This window comes from Gilliamella apicola (assembly GCF_000599985.1).
GTDB lineage: Bacteria > Pseudomonadota > Gammaproteobacteria > Enterobacterales > Orbaceae > Gilliamella > Gilliamella apicola.
This window is the reverse complement of the sequence record NZ_CP007445.1, coordinates 2,122,516-2,140,481: the sequence shown is the minus strand read 5'-3', so window position 1 is coordinate 2,140,481 and position 17,966 is coordinate 2,122,516. Positions and strand designations below refer to the sequence as shown.

Genomic DNA, 17,966 nt, shown 5'->3' with positions numbered 1-17,966 from the left:
ATGGAAGTAATGTATTGTCAATGATAGAAAATAATCGCTATACATTAAATATGGACGGTTTGCCTGCTGAAGTTTCAATCTTACAGGTTGAGGGTAATGAACAACTTAACCAGCGTTGGCATTAAACTATTACTTTTACCAGCTCAAATAAACATCTTCTTGTTGAATCATTTCTTAATCAAAATGCCTGTTTGTGTTTTAACCCGGCGAATTCTAACAATTTAAGTGATATTGCAAATAAAGGACTTGATGCGCTCAATTCTTTAACCTCCGCCAATCTTTTACAAGCATTAAAACAGTCCGAGTCATTATATAGATCAATATTGTGTGATTAGTACAGCTAACGATAATTATGAACTAAAACCTCGTACCCAAAAAGAAAAACTGAATTGCTAAAAAGTGATCGTAACGCAAGAAAATTCTTCAAAATAAAAAGCAATATTATAAAATTTAGAAAAAATTAATTGAAGATATAGGATTTAACATCTGGTCTTTTTCAAAATAAAGAAGAATTTACATATAATTTATAAGCTACTTTGGTATAAAAAATGTTATTGAAAATAAACCAGAATTGGACAAGATTAATACATAACGCATATGAAGATAATCATGATATTTTAGGTTAAATTCACTTCACTTAATCCCTTGAATAAGCATAATTAAGATTTCCCTAAAAAATTTTTTAAGCAATTAACTTACTCTATATAGCCATCTAGCAAAAAAATTACCGTTTAACCATTTTATATAAATTAGTTTTATAAAAATCACAAATCATTAATAGCTGGAATTTGTAATACAGTAGGTATACGATGAATAAATATTAATCAAAGTTAATTAACTTTATGTTTGAATAAATCGAAATTAATTGGGGGTAGCATGAAATTACGAAAAGTGATGATTATCGGCGTTGGTAATGTTGGTTCAACTACTGCTTATACATTTGTTAATCGCGGTATTTGTGAAGAAATCGCACTCGTTGATCTTAATAAAGAATTAGCATATGGACATGCGCAAGATCTTTTAGATGCTGCAGCTTATCGACAAAATATGGTTAAAGTCAGTTTGCGTGAATCGACCGATTGCGCAGACATTGACATTGTTATTATCACCGTTACATCAGGGCTAGCCCAAAAAAGCCGAAAAGAAGAGTTAGACGGAACATCCAAAATTATCGAAAGTATTGTACCTAATATGATGAAAAATGGATTCAACGGTATTTTTTTAGTCGCGACAAACCCTTGTGATGCCATTACTTATCAAGTTTGGAAATTATCTGGATTACCTCGTCATCGTGTGATTGGTACAGGAGTGTGGCTTGATACGGTGAGATTACGTCGATTATTGGGTGAAAAAATGGATATTGGCCCACAAAGTATTGATGCTTTCATTGTCGGTGAACATGGTGACTCTCAATTTCCTGTTTGGTCACATTCTTCGATTTATGGTATTAATCTAAATAAATTAGAAAAAAATAAAATTGATTTTGCTCAGATCGGTACTCAAGCTCGAAAAATGGGCTTTGAAATCATGGAGAGAAAGCACTGTACTGAATATGGGATTGCTAGCACTATCACCGAAATTTGCCAACATATATTTACCAACAGTCACCGAGCTTTAGCTCTTAGTTGTATTTTGGATGGTGAATATGGCTATAAAAATGTTGCTATTGGTGTACCAGCAATACTTGACCAACATGGTATCAAAAAAATTATTGAACTTGATTTTATTGAAAAGGAAAAGCAGTTATTTGCAAACAGTATTGAAATTGTTAAAGGTTATATTGAGCATATTAATTTAAAATAATGTTTTTTACCATTACTCAATTAGGGTATAAGCTTAATATTTTTCATTTGTGGCATGATTTTTTTAAATTTGCCACAAATAAGATTTTTAATGATATTAAAAAAGGTATTTGGGAATATAATTGAATATCTTCTAAATAATATTATTTCAATTTGATAACATTCAGCAAGAATCAAAGAATAAATAGGCATGCGAGTAATATATTAGATTTGTTACAACGGTTTATATTTTTTAAAAAATTAGTTCTGTAATATTAGCTATAATCAACATTTAATTGAAAATTGGTTAGAGATTTATTTAATTATAAACATTAAAAATCATTAAAATGGCAATTTAAAATAGAAAATTGTTGCTAAAAAAATTTTAAATGTCCAAAAGTATTGGTTTATATTTGTAATATTAGATTAGCATATTATTAAATATCAATCATATAAAAGACAGAAGCAAAGAGTTGGCAATAATCCATACCTATTCATTGCTATCGCCTATCTTTAATTTTTAATCATTATCAGCTGGGAATTTTACGTTGATTTGTTTTCTTATTTCGGTCAATAATTCTGATGAAATCAATGAATATTTTAGCCCTTTATGATTTATTTGTCTTAGTCGATAGAGATCGGCAAATTCTAACGCTTCATAATACATTTCGTTACTATTTTGTTTAAGGGTTATTTCTTGTAATTCTCCTTGCCTTGGTTGATAGAATACTTGTTCACAGCCAGATAAATGTTTAATGATTAAAGCACCATCTTCACCTTGTATTTCGCTATGAATAAATGAGTTAGTGACTTTAGAGTGCCAAATAATGACATCAAAGTCATCATAAGTTAGTAAAACTGTACCATGAGCATCAACTCCGGAATCAAGTTGTGTGCCACTGGCATATATTGAACTAGGCTTTTTCCATAACCCTATTGCAAAATTAAGTGGATAAACACCAATATCCATGATTGAGCCGTTCGAAAATTGAGGATTAAAAGTGTTGGGATTTTCACCGTCTAAATAACTAGAGTACCGTGATGAATATTGACAATAATTTAATAAAGCTTTGTGTATTTTTCCTAATTTAGGTAGATAATTTCGAATTAATTCAAAATTGGGTAGATAAAAGGTTTTCAGCGCTTCAAAGATGATTTGTTTATTTCGTTTAGCAAAATCGACTAATCTTTGGGTTTGTTCCAAATTTGATGTTAAAGGTTTCTCACATATGACATCTTTATTGTTTTCTAACATCAATTTTGCTTGTGCAAAATGTAGTGAGTTCGGGCTTGCAATATAGACTACGTCAATATTAGTATCGTCAGCTAATTGTATTAAATCATCATAGATAACATTAACATTATATTTTTGCGCAAACTGGCGAGCTTTATTTATATCTCGCGAATAAATAGCGGTAAGTTGATACTGCTGAGTTTGTAATGCGGCATCAATGAATTTTTCTGTGATCCAGTTGCTACCTATTGTTGCTAATCTAATCATATGCATGCCTTTATAAATTTATTTGTTATGTTAATTATTTTGTAAAAAAGTTTGAGGTTAACATAACGTTTTAGTCTATTTTTTTATTATATTATTAACAGTTCAGATAACATGAATAATAACACTTTTTATATTTAACCGATATATATTAAAGAACTAAATAATTGATACCAATTAAGACCACCCATTGTAAAAAGGGTGGTCATTTATTTTAATGCGAGTTGGTAAGAAATAATTTAATTGATGTGTTTTGCGTTTCATTATGGAAACCATAACCAAGTTCGGTTAAATGTTGAGTAAATTTATTGCTATCTGTTTCATCGATTTCAAAAGCAGCAAGTACTCTTCCGTAATCTGTGCCATGGCTACGGTAATGGAACATGGAAATATTCCAATTTGTGCCTAATGTTTGTAAGAATTTAAGTAATGCACCTTGTGATTCAGGAAATTCAAAACTATAAACTTGTTCTTGTATTGGGTTACATGGTTTACCACCAATCATATAGCGAACATGTAGCTTTGCCATCTCGTCTTCGGATAAATCAACAACAGCATATCCAGCAGCAGTTAATTCTTGTAGGATGTCCTCTTTTTCATTACTTTTCGATATTCTGACACTAACAAAAATGCATGCGGATTTATCGTCATGATAACGATAGTTAAATTCTGTTACTGAGCGTCCGCCTAATAATTTACAGAAAGCTAAAAAACTACCTTTTTTTTCAGGAATCGTTACCGAGAATAATACTTCGCGTTTTTCACCCAGTTCACAACGTTCTGAAATGTAACGCAAATTGTGGAAGTTTAAATTAGCACCTGACAAAATATGTGCTAGATTTTCACCACGAATATTGTGTTGATCAACATATTTTTTTAGTCCTGCGAGTGCAACCGCACCAGAAGGTTCAGCTATTGCGCGCACGTCATCAAATAAATCTTTTACTGCAGCGCAAATTTCATCGCTATCAACGGTAACAATATCATCAATATATTGTTGGCAGAGTCTAAATGTCTCATCTCCAATACGCTTAACTGCAACACCTTCAGCAAATAATCCCACTCGACTTAAATCAACGGGTTTACCTGCATCAAGTGCAGCTTTTAAACAGGCTGCATCAGAGGGTTCGACCGCAATAACTTTGATTGCTGGCATAATTTGTTTGATTAATACTGCAATGCCTGCAGCTAGACCTCCACCACCAACAGGCACAAAAATGCGATCAAGTTTGGCATTTTGTTGAAGTAACTCCATAGCAATACTGCCTTGACCAGCAATGACCAAGGGATGATCAAACGGAGGAATAAAAATTCGATTTTGTTCTTTGGCTAGTTCCATTGCTTTGGCTTTGGCTTCATCGAAATTAGCACCATATAAAAGTACTTTACCACCAAACTCTTTGACAGCTTCAACTTTGATATCTGCTGTAGTTAACGGCATTACAATAAGCGAACTTATGCCTAATTTAGTGGCTGAAAAAGCAACTCCTTGAGCATGATTACCAGCCGATGCGGCAATCACGCCGCATTTACGTTCATCTTCACTAAGACTGGCGATCATTGCTTGAGCGCCACGAATTTTAAAACTATGGACTAATTGCCGATCTTCACGTTTTACAAAGATTTGGTTTTCTATTCTCGATGAGATTTTTTCCATCTTTTCAAGCGGTGTGACATCCGCCACATCATAAACAGCGCTGCAAAGTGTTGCTTTTAAATAATCAGCACCAGTAAGTTTATTATTTTCTTGTTTCACAGTTAGCCACCTAGTTTGCTTTTATCACGAACAGCACCTTTATCTGCGCTAGTTGCTAGACTTGCGTAAGCTTTCAGTGCGTATGACACATAGCGATTGCGATCATGTGGTGTATAAGCTTTATCACCACGAGCAAGTTCCGCTACACGTCGTCTTTCAAGTTCATCATCAGGTACATCTAAAATTAATTTACGGTTAGGAATATCAATATCAATAATATCACCATCACGTACTAAACCTATCAAACCACCATTAGCCGCTTCTGGTGAGATATGTCCGATCGATAATCCAGATGATCCACCTGAAAATCGACCATCAGTAATAAGTGCACAAGCTTTGCCAAGACCCATTGATTTTAAATAGCTGGTTGGATAAAGCATCTCTTGCATACCTGGTCCACCTTTAGGACCTTCATAAATAATTACTACTACATCGCCAGCAATCACTTTACCACCTAAGATTGCATCGACCGCATCTTCTTGACTTTCAAATACTTTGGCAGGCCCGCGAAAAACTAAGTTTTCGGCAGCAACACTGGCAGTTTTGACAATTGCGCCATCTTGAGCGACATTACCATAGAGTGTAGCTAAACCACCATCTTGACTATAAGCATGGGCTTTGTCACGAATACAACCGTTTTCACGATCGTCATCAAGCGTATCCCAATAGCAATCCTGTGAAAAAGCTTTAGTCGTACGGATCCCAGCTGGTCCACTACGATACATTTTTTTCACAGTTTCATCATTAGTTTGAGTAATATCGTATTGTGCAAAGGTTTCTTGCAGAGTCAGTCCGAGAACATTGTGAACATCACGTCTAAGCAATCCAGCCTTATCTAGTTCAGACATAATCGATACCACGCCACCAGCCCTATGAACATCTTCCATGTGATATTTGGCTGTACTTGGCGCAACTTTACATAAGTGTGGTACTTTGCGTGAGAGTCTATCAATATCTGACATTGTGAAGTCAATTTCACCTTCTTGAGCAGTGGCTAGTAAATGTAGCACTGTGTTAGTTGAACCACCCATGGCAATATCTAATGACATAGCATTTTCATAAGCGGCTTTGGTTGCAATAGATCTTGGTAGGTAAGATGCATCATCTTGTTCATAATAACGTTTAGTAATTTCTACAATACGTTTAGCGGCTTTAAGAAATAACTGTTCCCGCTGTTTGTGAGTGGCAACAAGTGAGCCATTTCCTGGCAGTGACAAACCTAAAGCCTCAGTTAAACAGTTCATGGAATTGGCGGTAAACATACCTGAGCAAGATCCACACGTTGGGCAGGCAGATTGTTCAATAGCTTCACTGTCAGCATCACTAACATTTGGGTTAGCACTTTGGATCATAGCATCAACAAGATCGAGTTTGATAATCTGGTCAGATAATTTTGTTTTACCTGCTTCCATTGGCCCACCTGATACAAACACTGTAGGAATGTTGAGTCGAAGTGACGCCATTAACATGCCTGGAGTTATTTTATCGCAATTTGAGATGCAAATCATGGCATCAGCACAATGTGCATTTACCATATATTCAACAGAATCAGCAATCAGTTCTCGTGATGGTAATGAGTAGAGCATACCACCATGTCCCATTGCGATACCATCATCTACTGCAATAGTATTGAACTCTTTAGCAATACCACCCGATGCTTCAATTTGTTTGGCGACAAGCTGCCCAATATCTTTTAGGTGTACATGTCCCGGTACAAATTGCGTAAATGAGTTAACTACTGCAATTATAGGTTTTCCAAAGTCTTCATTTTTAACACCCGTTGCACGCCATAATGCACGGGCTCCAGCCATATTCCGACCTTCTACGGATGTTGCTGAACGATATTTAGGCATTTCTTGCTCCCAACTTTTTATTATTCAAGTTACCATTTAAAACGGTATCTTGTTTTACATGATGCTATAAAGTAAATCATATTCTTGAAAAAAATCCGCCGTGTTAACTGGAGGATCTCTAACTGATATCCCTTATTTAACTAGATCTAACCAGCCATATTTATCTTCAGTTTGACCATTAAATAGACCAAAGAATGTTTGCTGGAGCTTTTTAGTAATTGGACCACAGCGACCAATACCGATTTCGATACGATCAACACTACGAACAGGAGTAATTTCAGCGGCAGTACCTGTCATAAAGACTTCGTCAGCTAAATAGAGTGATTCACGAGATAATGTTTGTTCACGTACTTCGATTCCTAGATCGCGAGCAAGGGTGATGATAGCATCACGAGTGATTCCCGGTAGTGCTGATGAAGATAATAATGGTGTAAATAATATACCATCTTTAACGATAAATAGGTTTTCACCTGAACCTTCAGAAAGTTGACCATTTACGTCTAACGCAATCCCTTCTTGGAATCCATTAGCACGAGCTTCTGATCCGATCAGTAGTGATGATAAATAGTTACCACCAGCTTTTGCAGCAGCTGGAATGGTGTTTGGTGCAAAACGATGCCATGATGATACCATCGCATCGATACCTTGTTCTAAGGCGTCTTCACCAAGATAAGCTCCCCATGGGAATGCTGCAATCATGACATCTGTTTTATAACCGGCTGGAGGTATAACGCCCATACCAACATCGCCGATAAAAACTAATGGACGAATATAAGCACTTTCTAAATTATTCTTTTTGATAGTTTGACGGGTTGCTTCCATAATTTCTTCAAGAGTATATGGGACAGGAAAACGATAAATTTTGGCTGAGTTTAATAATCTTTGAGCATGTTCTTTATGACGAAATATAGCAGGCCCTTTATGTGTATTATAGCAACGTACACCTTCAAACACCGATGTGCCATAATGTAGTGCATGTGACATTACGTGCACTTTAGCATCTGCCCATGGAACCAGTTCGCCATTAAACCAAATATAATCAGATTTTGCTGTAGTACTCATTTTCTGTTTTCCTCTTAAATTTTACTTTTGTATAGCATGTATCTTGCTTTATGCTTTTATCAATTAAACATCAAACATTATACAATACTTTCTTGTTTGTTTAATATCTAAAATATTGATATATTTTAGTTTAAATTTTTGTTCTGCCGATAAATCATTGATTAAAATTTTTATTCAATTGAAATAACATCTTCTAATTTAGCTACTTGATTTTGTAACATTGAAAGATCTCTTTTAATAGTTAATTTGAGTGTCAAAATCAGTAAATTATTTTCAATGGTTTGCATTTGCATGGATTCAATGTGCCCACCTCGATGACGTACAACACGTAAAATACGTTCTAATGTACCTAACGTGTCATAAGCCTTTATGGTCAATTGATGTTGTGTTTGTTGATTCATCACTTACTCCTTGCGGCCTTTATCAAGCATGTTTTCGTTGGCTGCACCTGGTGGCACAAGTGGCCATACGTTTTCTAATTCATCGATGCGAACATGTAATAAATATGCACCAGATGAATTAAACATATTATCAAGAGCAGAATTGATTTCAGATTTTTTGGTGATAGTTTCACCTGGGATTTCAAATGCTTTTGCTAACATTAAAAAGTCAGGATTATCCGACAAGTTGGTTTCACTATATCTTTCGTTAAAAAAGAGCTCTTGCCATTGACGAACCATGCCCAAACGTTGATTATCAATTAATACTATTTTTATCGGTAATTTTTTACGTTTAATAGTGGTTAACTCCTGTACGTTCATCATAAATGAGCCATCACCAGATACACATATTACACAATCATTGGGACGAGCCATTTGTGCACCAATCGCTGCTGGTAAACCAAATCCCATAGTACCCAGTCCACTTGAGGTAATGAAGTTTTGTGGATGATTAAAGCGCATATGTTGGGCAGTCCACATTTGATGTTGACCTACATCGGTGGTGATTACAGTTTTGGCTGACTTACGTTCAGAAATGGTTTTTAATAATGCTGGTGCGTAAATGGCTTCACCAGGATGATCATAACGTGTTGGATGTTGTGCTTTTAATTCACCCACTTTTTTATGCCATTCTCCGATAGATATAGTTTTATTAAGCAGCGGTAAAACCTGCTTGATGTCACCTTGTAATCCTAAGTGTGTTTGGCGTAACTTGTTGATTTCGGCTTGATCAATATCAACATGGAGCACTTTTGCATGGCGGGCAAATTCATTAAGATTGCCTGTAACTCTGTCATCAAACCGTACGCCTAAGGCAATAAGTAAATCGCACTCTTGTACGGCTAAGTTGGCGGCTTTAGCGCCATGCATACCAATTAAACCTAAATAATAAGGATTATTAACATCTGCAACCCCTAATCCTTTTAATGTTGAAACACTTGGAATTTGAGTCAATGTCATAAAATCTTTTAATTCTGATATAGCGCCTGAAAGCCCAACGCCACCACCAATATAAAGCATCGGTTTTTGGGCTTGAGCGATCATTTGTTTGGCGAGATTTATTGCTTCAGGTGAGATGGTAAGTGGTTGTTTTTTATAAAGAGTGTTTTTTATTGAAGATGGCGTTAAATATTGTTGGTAATCTAAATTGGCAAGTTGTATATCTTTTGGAACATCGATTAGAATTGGTCCTGGTCTGCCTGAGTTAGCTAAATTAAATGCCTCTTCTAATGTATTGGGCAATTTTTTAGCATCATTTATTAAATAACTATGTTTGGTGCAAGCTAAGGATAATCCTAAAACATCAACTTCTTGAAAAGCGTCTGTGCCAATTAGATTAGTTGGAACTTGACCAGTTATGGCAATAATAGGTACAGAATCAATTAGTGCATCAGCAAGTCCTGTAATGATATTGGTTGCGCCTGGACCTGAAGTAGCAATGCAAACTCCCGTTTTACCTGTTGAGCGAGCATAGCCAATTGCCGCCATTGCTGCACCTTGTTCATGGCGACATAAAACATGTTCAATACCGCCATCATATAAGGCATCATAAAGAGGCATAATTTGACCACCAGGATATCCAAAAACGGTGGTAATGCCTTTTTCTTTTAAGGTTTTAACTATCCACTGTGTTCCTAACATTTATTCCTCACTTGTTCTTTTTTGCCCAATCATTGTTCATAAAAAAACCCCGCTATTTGGAGCGGGGTTTTTGAGTTTATGTATAAACATATTTTTTATTCAAAAACGCCCCCGCGTAGGAATAATGACCACGCTGACAATAATGTTGATAAGGACGTTTTTGAGTGAAAATTTCATAATCTGTGTTGATTAACTTTTTTGTCATTTTAAAAAATATTCTAAACAAAATACTCGTTTTAAAAAAAAGTGCAACTATTTTTTTGTTTTTATATAGTATTAAAAAGAGATTGTGAAAAAGTTTCAGATTAACTATACGTTTCAGTATAAAATGTTTCAATATAAAAGTAATTTTGATAAGTTAGTTGGGCATATTTAATGTGCATTAATATCTTATCAGTTTTAATTGTCATAATTAGAGATCAATATGATTGAGTAAAGAAAAACAAATATTAAATGTATTTTAAACGCTATAAGAATACTTATTCTTTTTAATATAAATTTATCAATAAATCGAATCATAAAGGTAAAATTTGTAATAACTAGCTTAGTTAAAATTAATTTGATAAACTGGAATAGGTGCAAGATTATGCAACATTCATGGTTTTGGTAATACTACTTTTAGTGACCCCGCCAAGCCAATCAAGGAACGCCACCTTTAATAATACTCTACCTCTTTTTTATTCATTTGTTTAAATAGATAGAGGTTGACATCAAGTAACACGATTTAACTTTAAGAAACAAATATTCAAATTTTATAATTATTAAATATAATTTATTGAATTAATTGGTTATTTTAAAGATATAAAATACGCTTAACAATAGGATTTTGTGATTACTGATTGATTTTATTTAAGTTATATTGAATTTGTGTACAAATACATAGTTAACTTAGGAGAATATAATGAGTAAACAAATTTGTAATCCACTTACTAAATACCATCATGGTAAATTTCCAAAACAAAAACAAGCAGCACCAGCTCTTCAGTGTGAAATGGATCCGATTCCTGATTGCGGAGAAAAAACCTATCAAGGTCATGGTCGTTTAGAAGGTCGCAAAATGTTAGTTACTGGTGGTGATTCTGGTATTGGACGAGCTGCAGCGATTGCTTATGCGAAAGAAGGCGCTGATGTGGCAATAAATTATCTTCCTTATGAACAGAAAGATGCTGAAGATGTCGCCAAAGTAATAGAAGCTGTTGGTCGTAAAGCAGTATTAATTCCTGGTGATTTAAGTGATGAGGCATTTTGTAAAAAACTAGTTGAACAAGCACATCAAAAATTGGGTGGATTAGATAATTTAACGTTAGTTGCTGGTAAGCAAACTGCTGTGGAAGATATAATGGAACTGACCACAGAACAAATTAAGAAAACATTCGAAATAAACGTATTTTCACTTTTCTGGGTCACTAAAGCTGCTTTAGGTTATTTAAAACCGGGTTCAACTATTATTACTACTTCCTCAGTTCAAGCTTATCAACCAAGTGGCAATTTATTAGATTACGCAGCAACTAAAACTGCAATTATTGCCTTCACTCGTGGCTTAGCTAACCAGTTAAGTAGCAAAGGCATCCGTGTCAACTGTGTGGCACCAGGACCTGTCTGGACTCCATTACAAATCTGTGGTGGTCAACCGAGTGAAGTTATTCCTGAATTTGGTAAACAAACACCATTACAACGTGCGGGACAACCCGTTGAACTAGCTGGAGTATATGTACATTTAGCTTCCGAAGAGTCAAGTTATACCACGGCAGAAACATATGGGGTAACTGGTGGTATGCATATTAATTAATCTTTCTTACAGTAAAAGGGCTTGTAAAAGCCTTTTTACTGCGTGTTTAAGTAATTAAATTCATTTTAAATTAAACGCTATTATACAAAATCATAATAGTTACTGTACGAAACTTATAACCAATAAGGGCAGAACAATGAGAACTTTTAAAGTAATTACTTTGGCAATGATGGGACTTTTTTTAGTAAATTGTGATAATTCAAAACCAACTGTCAATAATATCAAAGAACAAGTTCAACAAACGAGTTCAATGGTTAGTGATAAAGTGGCAGAATTATATGAACAAACTAAATCTGCCACTCAAGATGCACTCAATAATTTAAAAGATGGTAATTATAGTCTTGCTCAAGATGCAATAATCAAAGGTTTAAATTTAAGATTACCTTTGGATGTTGACCAAAATTTAACATTAGTTGATGTAACAAAAGGAAACGATATAATTAGTTATAAATATGATCTAAAAGGTATAACTAAAGAAGGGTTCCAAGTTGAAAGTAATCAAAAAAATATTTTAAATGGTTTACGTGCGCTTTATTGTAGTAAAGATGCTACAACTAATGCTATTAAATTAGTCTTTCCAAACGGTGCAAGTCATAATTATTATCTAAATGGAGAAAAAGTTTTAACGCTTGATTTAAAACCTGGTGATTGTGATTCTAAATAATTTTATAATTATTAGATTTTAATTTCTGTTAATAAAAGGGCTTTTAAAGCCCTTTTATTTTAGTTGGAAACAAAAAAATTACATCATATTATTTAAAACAGAATGATTAATTAGGCGAGTAATTTTGTGTTTGGTCAATGTGCTATACACCTAAGTTAGTTTAAATTTGAATTTAAAAAAAGTAGACAAGATTTTTTATTTTAAGTATATAGCTAATGATTATTGAGTTTTAGCTACTATTTTGTACAATAAGTCACACTTTTTTAAAAGTTAGGATGCTTTTTAATTGTAATACTTTTAATATAAAATATTTTTGGCTGTTTATGGTTTATTTATTAACGTTAACCTGTTTTACAATATGTTGTTATTAGATTGTAATTTTAAGTGAGATTAACAGAAAGTTATATTTTACATACATAAAAATGCTAAAAAAAGTGTCTGATAATATAAAAAATATGAATAATTGAGGAATAAATATGAAAGTTATAAAAATAACAGCATTAGTTTTAATAAGCCTAGGGTTGTTTGGTTGTGATAACGCTGAAAAAGCAAAGAAAGATGAAGCAGAAAAGCTTACTAAAATTCAAGATATAATTATTAGTGATGCGAAAAAAAATCTTCCTATTAAAGTTGATTCAGTAACAAGTTTAGTAGATATCTTTAAAGATGATAACTCTATTAATTATCGATATGTTATTAACGCATCTAAAGATGAATTAAATATTTCGGAAACAGAAAAAATGACATCCGAAAATTTGAAAGGAGTTTATTGTACCGATAATCAGCAAGTTAAAGAGTTTCGAGATTCTTTTCCAAATGGTGCTGTCCACAACTATTATATAGGTGACGAAAAATTATTTGGCGTAAAATTGACACCTGCTTCTTGTAATGCTAACTAAAGTTGTAATTTATAAATTTCAAATAATTTTCAATATTGTATTATATTAACAGGGCAATAGCCCTGTTTAGTTTTAAAGTTTTATTCTAAAGCTTTACCTTTGGTTTCTGGTATGAGAAATACAAAAGCTGCGGCAGATAATAGATACGTAGCGGATAATAGAGCTAATGCGTAACTAATTGAATACATCGTTGCAAAATAAGCAATAAGGACTTGTGATATACCTGCAATTCCTCGTCCTACATTAAAAATAATATTTTCAGCGCTAGAACGGGCATCGGTAGGATAATGTTCGGCAAGCAGAGCGCCGTATCCTCCCATCATTCCATTAACAAAAAAGCCTATTGCTGAACCAAATATAATTAATATTATCATATCAGTTTGTTGGAAATAGAACCAAATAGATACTGCTGAAATTAACAGAAATATAATATAAGAAGGGCGACGACCAAATTTATCGCAAAGCCAACCAAAAATTAAAATACCTAATGACATACCTATTGTGGTTGAGATTGTCCAATACAGAGTATCTTTAAATGGTAATTTTAGTTCAGAAGCAATCATACTTGGCATCCACACCATCAAACCATAAAACCCAAAATTTTGCACAGCACACGCAATCGTTAAACCAATAGTGGTTGCAGTGGTTTTTGGTGTTTTAAACAATTTACCAACCGCAATTTCATTTTTGTTTTGGTCTTTTAAATTTTGCCAAATTTCTGGCTCATCTAGACCTTTTCGAGTCCAAGCAACAAACAGTGCTGGTAATACTCCGACGGCAAAAGCCCATCGCCAACCATAAGATTGACCAACGAAATTGACTGTCAAAGTGGAAAGGATAATACCTGCTTGAAAACCTAACGCAACAATAGACGTTGCTCGTGAGCGTTTGTTCTTTGGCCAACTTTCTGATACGAGTGTCATACCAATGCCAAATTCACCACCAAGGCCTAAACCACTTAAAAAACGGAAAATTAAAAAGCTTTCATAATTGGGAGATATTGCACACAAACCAGTAAATAAAGAAAAAATTAATATAGTCCATGAAAACACGCGTACTCGACCATATTTATCTGCTAAAACACCAAATAAAATGCCACCTAATACTGCACCAAGTAAGGTTACAGAAGTTAAAGTCCCCAGATCGGTTTTGGATAAATTAAAAGAAACCGAAATCAGGCTAAAACAGACACCTAAAATCATCATATCCATGCCATCTAATGCATAACCGACAGTCGATGCAAAAAGCGTTTTTTTTTGGTATGGTGTTGTTTGTTCACTTTCAACTTGCTTGACTGAGTTTGATTCAGTTTTCATGTATACCTCTAGTAATTGAAAATAGATTTTTCTAAAAGTTAGTACTTTGTGATGTTTAATTTGCCATTAAACGGAGGGTAATCTAAAGCGCGGCAAGTATATACTTAAAACTTATAAAAAGCCAAGTCTAAAGCTTAAAAAGGTTATTTTATCCATCGATTTCTTATCGATGGATAAATAATATTATTGTTCATCAATAAAATACCAATAACCTTTATTAACAAAACTAAGCAATGCTTGTCGTGCTTCTTCATTTTGTAAATGTTCATAACTAAGTATTTCGTTTTGACAAAGTATGTCAATTACAGACATAGGTAAATCTATTTTTTCACCATGAATATAACCAAAATCACCAACTTTAAAAATTCGGATACTTGGCACCCGGAATAATTCTGCGCCTGTTTGTAAGATTGAGTTAAATTCATCATATTCGTATGGTGGTTCAACAGGTACAATATTAAGTTCGTGCATCGGTAAAGTAATATGTTTACCAAACCAATCATAAAATAGATCGGGAGTTTTGATTAAATCAACGATTTGATCTTGTAATTTGGTTAATTCATAATGTTGTATACGGTAAGGGTCTTGAGGTAATTTTAAATTTGGATCTTGGTAAAAAATACCATCAGGTAAATTATCAATAATATAATCAGCGAATCCACTTAGCATTTCTTGTGATGTTTGCGTTCTAAAACCAACTGAATAACTTAATGATTCACCTTTTGATACTCCATTATGCGGAAAACCAATTGGAATATATAAAATATCGCCTGAAGTAATCTCTTCATCAATAATCGCTTGATAGTCTTCAACATGTAATAATGCTTTATGAGCACTGAATTGTTTATAATTAGGATTACGATCACCAACTTGCCAACGTCGCACCCCCATACCTTGTATAATAAAAACATCGTAATTATCGATATGTGGACCTACGCCTGCGCCTTGTGTAGCATAAGAAATCATTAGATCTTCATATTGCCATTGTGGTATGCATTTGAACGGTTCAACTAACGTTGCAGCTTGTTCATGCCAATGATCAACTGCTTGAACTAATAAACTCCAGTGCTCTTCGCCTAAGTTACTAAAGTCATCAAAAGGACCAAATTTAGCATCCCAATTGCCGTTTTTGTTTGTAACAATACGGCTTTCAATTTCTTCTTCCATTGCCAATCCAGCAAGCTCATCTGGGGTGATTGGATCAATAAAATGACTGAAAGCCTTTCGTAATATCACGGGCTTTTTTTGCCAATAGTTTGTTAAAAAGTCGTCCCAATCTATATTTAATTTATTATTCATTTAACACCCCTTGTAGTTTGAATAATTGACAAAAGTTGTCGGTTGTTTGTTTCGCTATTACTTCTAAAGTAACTCCTTTTAACACCGATAGATAAGAGGCGACTTTTCGCACGTATGCGGGTTGGTTTTCTTTTCCTCGATATGGGACTGGAGCAAGATAAGGAGAATCCGTTTCGACTAAAATACGATCGAGCGGTACATATTTGGCTACTTCCCGTAACGCTTCGGCATTTTTAAAGGTAATGATACCCGAAAAAGATATGTAAAAACCTATATCCAACAGCTGTTTAGCCGTAGCAATATCTTCTGTGAAACAGTGTAATACACCAGAATGGGTATGTTCATCTTTTAATATTCTTAAAGTGTCTTCTTTTGCATTACGAGTATGAACGATCACAGGTTTACTTAGTTTACGGCCTAACCGAATATGTTCTTTAAAGTTTTCTTGTTGTTGTTCTAAATTATCTTGCTGATAATAGTAATCAAGACCTGTTTCACCTAAAGCGACAACATTATCTTCTTGAGCTAAACGTTGAAAGCGATTTGCATCATATTTTTCATCATCCAAATTAAGAGGATGAATTCCACATGAAAAGGAACATAGATTTTTAAAAGGCATAAGTAAATGTTTCATCGCTTCATAACCACCTAATGTTGTTGCTACGCTCAAGCAATGTTTAACATCATTATTTATAGCTTGTTGTAAAACATCTGCGATAGTTTTATTTTTTAAATCTAAACTATCTAAATGACAGTGAGAATCAATTAAAAACATAATAATCTCTTTTTATTTTCTAATGTTGTTCAAAATCTCGGACTGGTTTTATAGTTGACCAGGAACGGCAAGCAGGGCATAGCCAATAAATAGTATTAACAGTAAAACCACATTTTTGACATCGATAATTCGGGACAATCTTTATTTGTTCACCAACCATATTACGTAATAATAAAAGGCTTTCTTTGGCTTTCCCTTGCTCGGCATCGGCTACATGATAATCCATTAATCGGTAAAATCCTTTTAAATTAGGATGCTTTAACAATTCTCGGTACATATAGTTTTGGGCTGAATCAAGTCCATTTTGTTTTTCAATAAGGTCAGCTAACATCAATTCAGCAACATTACCCGTGTCTTTATCGACACATAATTGTAAAAATTGTTGAAATTCGTCTTGTTTATCTAATTTGTTATAGCATTCATTTAATATAGGTAAGGCCTCACCAATAAATGCTTTATCTTGCTGTAATATTTGTTTAAGTGATTCAATGGCTTCTTCTGTTCTGTTTTGCACTATCAATATTCGACCTAACATTAATGATGTGCGGGCGCAATTAGGATCTGCTGCTGAAGATTTTTGTAATAAATTATATGCTTTATCAAGATCATCATTGGCAATTGCAAGGGATGCTAACTCACAATAAAATTGAGCAATGTATATTTTGTATTTTTCGTTACCAAGTTTTACAAGTTTGGTTGCAATATTAATTGCGTTTATCCATTCACTTGTGGATTGATAAATAATGATAAGTTGCTGTAGGGCAGATTGTTGAAAGTCTTCTTCATCGATGAGTTGCAAAAACATTTCTTCAGCACGGTCATAGAGTCCGGCTCCCATATAATCACGACCTAATTGTTGGATGGCTAAAAGTCGTTGTTCAAATGTCAACGAGGAACTTTCCAATAATGCTTGGTGAATTCGTATAGCTCTATCTATTTCACCTCGAGAGCGAAATAAATTACCTAAAGTTAAATGAGCTTCAAGCGTACCTTCGTCTTCTTTTAGCATATCCAAGAAAAGATCAACGGCTTTGTCTTTTTGATTAGACAAAAGAAAATTAAGACCATCAACATATTCACGTGACAATCGATTAGATTGATCGATATATTTTTGTTTTGCATTTCTGTCGCCCATATACCAGCCATAGGCGGCAGCAATAGGTAACAACAGAAATAACAGTTCAAACATGATA

General features: G+C 34.0%; 14 protein-coding genes. 4 read left to right on the top strand and 10 right to left on the bottom strand.

Annotation, left to right across the window (positions count from 1 at the left end; genetic code table 11):
- The first annotated feature begins 876 nt into the window (after positions 1-876).
- Entirely contained in the window at positions 877-1,803 is a 927-nt protein-coding gene (locus GAPWK_RS09630) for an L-lactate dehydrogenase (protein ID WP_025316027.1), read from the top strand.
- A gap of 498 nt (positions 1,804-2,301) precedes the next feature.
- Here GAPWK_RS09630 and GAPWK_RS09625 read toward each other — a convergent pair whose 3' ends face one another.
- The 6 genes from GAPWK_RS09625 to ilvG form a co-directional block, all read right to left on the bottom strand.
- Positions 2,302-3,282 carry a Gfo/Idh/MocA family protein gene (locus GAPWK_RS09625; protein WP_025316026.1) on the bottom strand — a complete coding sequence of 327 codons (981 nt, stop codon included), beginning with the start codon at positions 3,280-3,282 and terminating at the stop codon, positions 2,302-2,304.
- 211 nt (positions 3,283-3,493) lie between these two features.
- Complete coding sequence (ilvA, locus tag GAPWK_RS09620; RefSeq protein ID WP_025316025.1) at positions 3,494-5,035, bottom strand: threonine ammonia-lyase, biosynthetic; 1,542 nt, start codon at positions 5,033-5,035, stop codon at positions 3,494-3,496.
- Positions 5,036-5,037: 2 nt separating this feature from the next.
- Complete coding sequence (ilvD, locus tag GAPWK_RS09615; RefSeq protein WP_025316024.1) at positions 5,038-6,888, bottom strand: dihydroxy-acid dehydratase; 1,851 nt, start codon at positions 6,886-6,888, stop codon at positions 5,038-5,040.
- A 132-nt stretch (positions 6,889-7,020) separates the two neighbouring features.
- Positions 7,021-7,950 (bottom strand): branched-chain amino acid transaminase, encoded by a 930-nt coding sequence (locus GAPWK_RS09610; protein ID WP_025316023.1) that lies wholly within the window; start codon positions 7,948-7,950, stop codon positions 7,021-7,023.
- A gap of 170 nt (positions 7,951-8,120) precedes the next feature.
- Positions 8,121-8,351: an acetolactate synthase 2 small subunit gene (ilvM, locus tag GAPWK_RS09605; RefSeq protein ID WP_025316022.1), complete on the bottom strand. Its 231-nt coding sequence runs from the start codon at positions 8,349-8,351 to the stop codon at positions 8,121-8,123.
- 3 nt (positions 8,352-8,354) lie between these two features.
- Complete coding sequence (ilvG, locus tag GAPWK_RS09600; RefSeq protein WP_025316021.1) at positions 8,355-10,031, bottom strand: acetolactate synthase 2 catalytic subunit; 1,677 nt, start codon at positions 10,029-10,031, stop codon at positions 8,355-8,357.
- 901 nt (positions 10,032-10,932) lie between these two features.
- On the opposite strand from ilvG, the gene GAPWK_RS09595 reads away from it, so the two are divergent.
- The 3 genes from GAPWK_RS09595 (at position 10,933) to GAPWK_RS09585 (ending at position 13,383) form a co-directional block, all read left to right on the top strand.
- Complete coding sequence (locus GAPWK_RS09595) at positions 10,933-11,820, top strand: SDR family oxidoreductase (RefSeq protein WP_025316020.1); 888 nt, start codon at positions 10,933-10,935, stop codon at positions 11,818-11,820.
- A 136-nt stretch (positions 11,821-11,956) separates the two neighbouring features.
- Entirely contained in the window at positions 11,957-12,484 is a 528-nt protein-coding gene (locus GAPWK_RS09590) for a hypothetical protein (RefSeq protein ID WP_025316019.1), read from the top strand.
- A 476-nt stretch (positions 12,485-12,960) separates the two neighbouring features.
- Positions 12,961-13,383, top strand: a complete 423-nt coding sequence (locus GAPWK_RS09585; RefSeq protein WP_025316018.1) for a hypothetical protein — start codon at positions 12,961-12,963, stop codon at positions 13,381-13,383.
- Positions 13,384-13,463: 80 nt separating this feature from the next.
- On the opposite strand, the gene GAPWK_RS09580 is transcribed toward GAPWK_RS09585, so the two are convergent.
- The 4 genes from GAPWK_RS09580 to lapB form a co-directional block, all read right to left on the bottom strand.
- Positions 13,464-14,699 carry an MFS transporter gene (locus tag GAPWK_RS09580; RefSeq protein WP_025316017.1) on the bottom strand — a complete coding sequence of 412 codons (1,236 nt, stop codon included), beginning with the start codon at positions 14,697-14,699 and terminating at the stop codon, positions 13,464-13,466.
- Between the two features lie 183 nt (positions 14,700-14,882).
- Positions 14,883-15,998, bottom strand: a complete 1,116-nt coding sequence (locus tag GAPWK_RS09575; RefSeq protein ID WP_025316016.1) for a ribosomal protein uL16 3-hydroxylase — start codon at positions 15,996-15,998, stop codon at positions 14,883-14,885.
- Complete coding sequence (locus tag GAPWK_RS09570; RefSeq protein ID WP_025316015.1) at positions 15,991-16,773, bottom strand: YchF/TatD family DNA exonuclease; 783 nt, start codon at positions 16,771-16,773, stop codon at positions 15,991-15,993. Before GAPWK_RS09570 ends, GAPWK_RS09575 begins: the two co-directional genes overlap by 8 nt.
- A gap of 19 nt (positions 16,774-16,792) precedes the next feature.
- Complete coding sequence (lapB, locus tag GAPWK_RS09565) at positions 16,793-17,962, bottom strand: lipopolysaccharide assembly protein LapB (RefSeq protein WP_025316014.1); 1,170 nt, start codon at positions 17,960-17,962, stop codon at positions 16,793-16,795.
- Between the last annotated feature and the right edge of the window lie 4 nt (positions 17,963-17,966).

Coding starts and splice junctions, on each gene's coding strand:
- ilvD (WP_025316024.1), bottom strand. CDS start 6,888: ATGCCTAAATATCGTTCAGCAACATCCGTAGAAGGTCGGAATATGGCT.
- GAPWK_RS09570 (WP_025316015.1), bottom strand. CDS start 16,773: ATGTTTTTAATTGATTCTCACTGTCATTTAGATAGTTTAGATTTAAAA.
- ilvM (WP_025316022.1), bottom strand. CDS start 8,351: ATGAATCAACAAACACAACATCAATTGACCATAAAGGCTTATGACACG.
- GAPWK_RS09610 (WP_025316023.1), bottom strand. CDS start 7,950: ATGAGTACTACAGCAAAATCTGATTATATTTGGTTTAATGGCGAACTG.
- GAPWK_RS09575 (WP_025316016.1), bottom strand. CDS start 15,998: ATGAATAATAAATTAAATATAGATTGGGACGACTTTTTAACAAACTAT.
- GAPWK_RS09595 (WP_025316020.1), top strand. CDS start 10,933: ATGAGTAAACAAATTTGTAATCCACTTACTAAATACCATCATGGTAAA.
- lapB (WP_025316014.1), bottom strand. CDS start 17,962: ATGTTTGAACTGTTATTTCTGTTGTTACCTATTGCTGCCGCCTATGGC.
- GAPWK_RS09580 (WP_025316017.1), bottom strand. CDS start 14,699: ATGAAAACTGAATCAAACTCAGTCAAGCAAGTTGAAAGTGAACAAACA.
- GAPWK_RS09625 (WP_025316026.1), bottom strand. CDS start 3,282: ATGATTAGATTAGCAACAATAGGTAGCAACTGGATCACAGAAAAATTC.
- GAPWK_RS09585 (WP_025316018.1), top strand. CDS start 12,961: ATGAAAGTTATAAAAATAACAGCATTAGTTTTAATAAGCCTAGGGTTG.
- GAPWK_RS09630 (WP_025316027.1), top strand. CDS start 877: ATGAAATTACGAAAAGTGATGATTATCGGCGTTGGTAATGTTGGTTCA.
- ilvG (WP_025316021.1), bottom strand. CDS start 10,031: ATGTTAGGAACACAGTGGATAGTTAAAACCTTAAAAGAAAAAGGCATT.
- GAPWK_RS09590 (WP_025316019.1), top strand. CDS start 11,957: ATGAGAACTTTTAAAGTAATTACTTTGGCAATGATGGGACTTTTTTTA.